We start from the raw sequence: 5087 nt of genomic DNA, 5'->3' as shown, positions 1-5087 counted from the left end.
TCTATGGACAAGCCCTCGGCCTATTAGTACCGGTCAACTCCACCAGTCACCTGGCTTCCATCTCCGGCCTATCAACCCAGTCGTCTACTGGGAGCCTTACCCCATCAAGTGGGTGGGAGTCCTCATCTCGAAGCAGGCTTCCCGCTTAGATGCTTTCAGCGGTTATCCCTCCCGAACGTAGCCAACCAGCCATGCCCTTGGCAGAACAACTGGCACACCAGAGGTTCGTCCGTCCCGGTCCTCTCGTACTAGGGACAGCCCTTCTCAAGACTCCTACGCGCGCAGCGGATAGGGACCGAACTGTCTCACGACGTTCTAAACCCAGCTCGCGTACCGCTTTAATGGGCGAACAGCCCAACCCTTGGGACCGACTCCAGCCCCAGGATGCGACGAGCCGACATCGAGGTGCCAAACCATCCCGTCGATATGGACTCTTGGGGAAGATCAGCCTGTTATCCCCGGGGTACCTTTTATCCGTTGAGCGACGGCGCTTCCACAAGCCACCGCCGGATCACTAGTCCCGACTTTCGTCCCTGCTCGACCCGTCAGTCTCACAGTCAAGCTCCCTTGTGCACTTACACTCACCACCTGATTACCAACCAGGCTGAGGGAACCTTTGGGCGCCTCCGTTACCCTTTGGGAGGCAACCGCCCCAGTTAAACTACCCATCAGACACTGTCCCTGATCCGGATCACGGACCCAGGTTAGACATCCAGCACGACCAGAGTGGTATTTCAACAACGACTCCACCTGAACTGGCGTCCAAGCTTCACAGTCTCCCACCTATCCTACACAAGCCGAACCGAACACCAATATCAAACTGTAGTAAAGGTCCCGGGGTCTTTCCGTCCTGCTGCGCGAAACGAGCATCTTTACTCGTACTGCAATTTCACCGGGCCTATGGTCGAGACAGTCGAGAAGTCGTTACGCCATTCGTGCAGGTCGGAACTTACCCGACAAGGAATTTCGCTACCTTAGGATGGTTATAGTTACCACCGCCGTTTACTGGCGCTTAAGTTCTCAGCTTCGCCACACCGAAATGTGACTAACCGGTCCCCTTAACGTTCCAGCACCGGGCAGGCGTCAGTCCGTATACATCGCCTTACGGCTTCGCACGGACCTGTGTTTTTAGTAAACAGTCGCTTCTCGCTGGTCTCTGCGGCCACCCCCAGCTCACAATGCAAGATTGATCACCAGGAATGGCCCCCCTTCTCCCGAAGTTACGGGGGCATTTTGCCGAGTTCCTTAACCATAGTTCACCCGAACGCCTCGGTATTCTCTACCAGACCACCTGAGTCGGTTTAGGGTACGGGCCGCCATAAAACTCGCTAGAGGCTTTTCTCGACAGCATAGGATCATCCACTTCACCACAATCGGCTCGGCATCAGGTCTCAGACACAAACATGGCGGATTTACCTACCATGCGTCCTACACCCTTACCCCGGGACAACCACCGCCCGGGATGGACTACCTTCCTGCGTCACCCCATCACTTACCTACTACCACCTAGGGTCAGCGGCTCCACCACTCCCCTCAACTCCGAAGAGATCAGGGCGGCTTCACGGCCTTAGCATCAGAGGATTCGATACTGGGCGCTTTACAGCGGGTACCGGAATATCAACCGGTTATCCATCGACTACGCCTGTCGGCCTCGCCTTAGGTCCCGACTTACCCTGGGCAGATCAGCTTGACCCAGGAACCCTTGGTCAATCGGCGCACACGTTTCTCACGTGTGAATCGCTACTCATGCCTGCATTCTCACTCGTGAACCGTCCACAACTGCCTTCCGGCGCTGCTTCACCCGGCACACGACGCTCCCCTACCCATCACAGTCCCCGTTAGGAGTCAATACTGCAATGACACGACTTCGGCGGTACGCTTGAGCCCCGCTACATTGTCGGCGCGGAATCACTAGACCAGTGAGCTATTACGCACTCTTTCAAGGGTGGCTGCTTCTAAGCCAACCTCCTGGTTGTCTCTGCGACTCCACATCCTTTCCCACTTAGCGCACGCTTAGGGGCCTTAGTCGATGCTCTGGGCTGTTTCCCTCTCGACCATGGAGCTTATCCCCCACAGTCTCACTGCCGTGCTCTCACTTACCGGCATTCGGAGTTTGGCTAAGGTCAGTAACCCGGTAAGGCCCATCGCCTATCCAGTGCTCTACCTCCGGCAAGAAACACACGACGCTGCACCTAAATGCATTTCGGGGAGAACCAGCTATCACGGAGTTTGATTGGCCTTTCACCCCTAACCACAGGTCATCCCCCAGGTTTTCAACCCTGGTGGGTTCGGTCCTCCACGACCTCTTACAGCCGCTTCAACCTGCCCATGGCTAGATCACTCCGCTTCGGGTCTTGAGCGCGCTACTAAAACGCCCTATTCGGACTCGCTTTCGCTACGGCTCCCCCACACGGGTTAACCTCGCAACACACCGCAAACTCGCAGGCTCATTCTTCAAAAGGCACGCAGTCACGACACACCAGACAAGTCTGATGTGCGACGCTCCCACGGCTTGTAGGCACACGGTTTCAGGTACTATTTCACTCCGCTCCCGCGGTACTTTTCACCATTCCCTCACGGTACTATCCGCTATCGGTCACCAGGGAATATTTAGGCTTAGCGGGTGGTCCCGCCAGATTCACACAGGATTTCTCGAGGCCCGTGCTACTTGGGAAATGCATAAACGAGCCGTACAGATTTCAGCTACGGGGGTCTTACCCTCTACGCCGGGCCTTTCGCATGCCCTTCGCCTACCCATACGGTTTCTCACTCGTCCCCCAGCCGGCAGACTGAAGAAACACACTCCCACGACCCCGCCCACGCAACCCCTGCCGGGTATCACACGTGAACGGTTTAGCCTCATCCAGTTTCGCTCGCCGCTACTCCCGGAATCACTATTGTTTTCTCTTCCTGAGGGTACTGAGATGTTTCACTTCCCCTCGTTCCCTCCACACACCCTATGTGTTCAGGTGCGGGTGACAGCCCATGACGACTGCCGGGTTTCCCCATTCGGACACCCCCGGATCAAAGCTCGGTTGACAGCTCCCCGGGGCCTATCGCGGCCTCCCACGTCCTTCATCGGTTCCTGGTGCCAAGGCATCCACCGTGCGCCCTTAAAAACTTGGCCACAGATGCTCGCGTCCACTGTGCAGTTCTCAAACAACGACCAGCCACCCACCACCCCGCCAAACATGACGAGTTCACTGGGGCCGGCAACCGAAGACATCAGCTCTCGCCCATGCCCTCAGACACCCAACAGCGTGCCCGACAGAATCCGCTCACTCCCACGTTCCACGCTCCCCCGAAAGAGAACAGTACTGGCCGAAATGATCCGTGTTCTGCCGAATAGTCAACGTTCCACCCATGAGCAAACCACCATCGAACATTCGCCGACGTCATGGCTCTGGATCCTGCCCGAAGACAGAACCAAGAAGCTCCTTAGAAAGGAGGTGATCCAGCCGCACCTTCCGGTACGGCTACCTTGTTACGACTTCGTCCCAATCGCCAGTCCCACCTTCGACAGCTCCCTCCACAAGGGTTAGGCCACCGGCTTCGGGTGTTACCGACTTTCGTGACGTGACGGGCGGTGTGTACAAGGCCCGGGAACGTATTCACCGCAGCAATGCTGATCTGCGATTACTAGCGACTCCGACTTCATGGGGTCGAGTTGCAGACCCCAATCCGAACTGAGACCGGCTTTTTGAGATTCGCTCCACCTCGCGGTATCGCAGCTCATTGTACCGGCCATTGTAGCACGTGTGCAGCCCAAGACATAAGGGGCATGATGACTTGACGTCGTCCCCACCTTCCTCCGAGTTGACCCCGGCGGTCTCCCGTGAGTCCCCAGCACCACAAGGGCCTGCTGGCAACACGGGACAAGGGTTGCGCTCGTTGCGGGACTTAACCCAACATCTCACGACACGAGCTGACGACAGCCATGCACCACCTGTACACCGACCACAAGGGGGGCACCATCTCTGATGCTTTCCGGTGTATGTCAAGCCTTGGTAAGGTTCTTCGCGTTGCGTCGAATTAAGCCACATGCTCCGCCGCTTGTGCGGGCCCCCGTCAATTCCTTTGAGTTTTAGCCTTGCGGCCGTACTCCCCAGGCGGGGAACTTAATGCGTTAGCTGCGGCACGGACCACGTGGAATGTGACCCACACCTAGTTCCCAACGTTTACGGCGTGGACTACCAGGGTATCTAATCCTGTTCGCTCCCCACGCTTTCGCTCCTCAGCGTCAGTAATGGCCCAGAGATCCGCCTTCGCCACCGGTGTTCCTCCTGATATCTGCGCATTTCACCGCTACACCAGGAATTCCGATCTCCCCTACCACACTCTAGTCTGCCCGTATCGAATGCAGACCCGGGGTTAAGCCCCGGGCTTTCACATCCGACGTGACAAACCGCCTACGAGCTCTTTACGCCCAATAATTCCGGACAACGCTTGCGCCCTACGTATTACCGCGGCTGCTGGCACGTAGTTAGCCGGCGCTTCTTCTGCAGGTACCGTCACTTTCGCTTCTTCCCTGCTGAAAGAGGTTTACAACCCGAAGGCCGTCATCCCTCACGCGGCGTCGCTGCATCAGGCTTTCGCCCATTGTGCAATATTCCCCACTGCTGCCTCCCGTAGGAGTCTGGGCCGTGTCTCAGTCCCAGTGTGGCCGGTCGCCCTCTCAGGCCGGCTACCCGTCGTCGCCTTGGTAGGCCATCACCCCACCAACAAGCTGATAGGCCGCGGGCTCATCCTGCACCGCCGGAGCTTTCCACGCACATCCCATGCGGAAGTACGTCGTATCCGGTATTAGACCCCGTTTCCAGGGCTTGTCCCAGAGTGCAGGGCAGATTGCCCACGTGTTACTCACCCGTTCGCCACTAATCCACCCCGAAAGGCTTCATCGTTCGACTTGCATGTGTTAAGCACGCCGCCAGCGTTCGTCCTGAGCCAGGATCAAACTCTCCGTGAATGCTTTCCCCGTCATCGGGGTCACACCACGAGAGCGGGACCACGGGAAGGAATAATCCCCGCGGTCCACAGCGTCCTCGCTGTGTTGTGTTACTACAAAGGAACCTCGTCCACCGAAACCA

2 rRNA genes are annotated in these 5087 nt (G+C 57.4%); both read right to left on the bottom strand.

Annotation, left to right across the window (positions count from 1 at the left end):
• Positions 1 to 3: 3 nt before the first annotated feature.
• Positions 4 to 3127, bottom strand: a 23S ribosomal RNA gene (locus L1885_RS23330).
• A gap of 315 nt (positions 3128 to 3442) precedes the next feature.
• Positions 3443 to 4966 (bottom strand): 16S ribosomal RNA (locus L1885_RS23325).
• Together the 16S and 23S rRNA genes form the textbook arrangement of a ribosomal RNA operon.
• Positions 4967 to 5087: the final 121 nt, after the last annotated feature.

Origin of the sequence: Streptomyces fuscigenes (assembly GCF_021556455.1) — a bacterium.
Classification (GTDB): Bacteria; Actinomycetota; Actinomycetes; order Streptomycetales; family Streptomycetaceae; genus Streptomyces; species Streptomyces fuscigenes.
The sequence above is the reverse complement of the archived record's forward strand: the minus strand, read 5'-3'. Positions and strand labels throughout refer to the sequence as shown.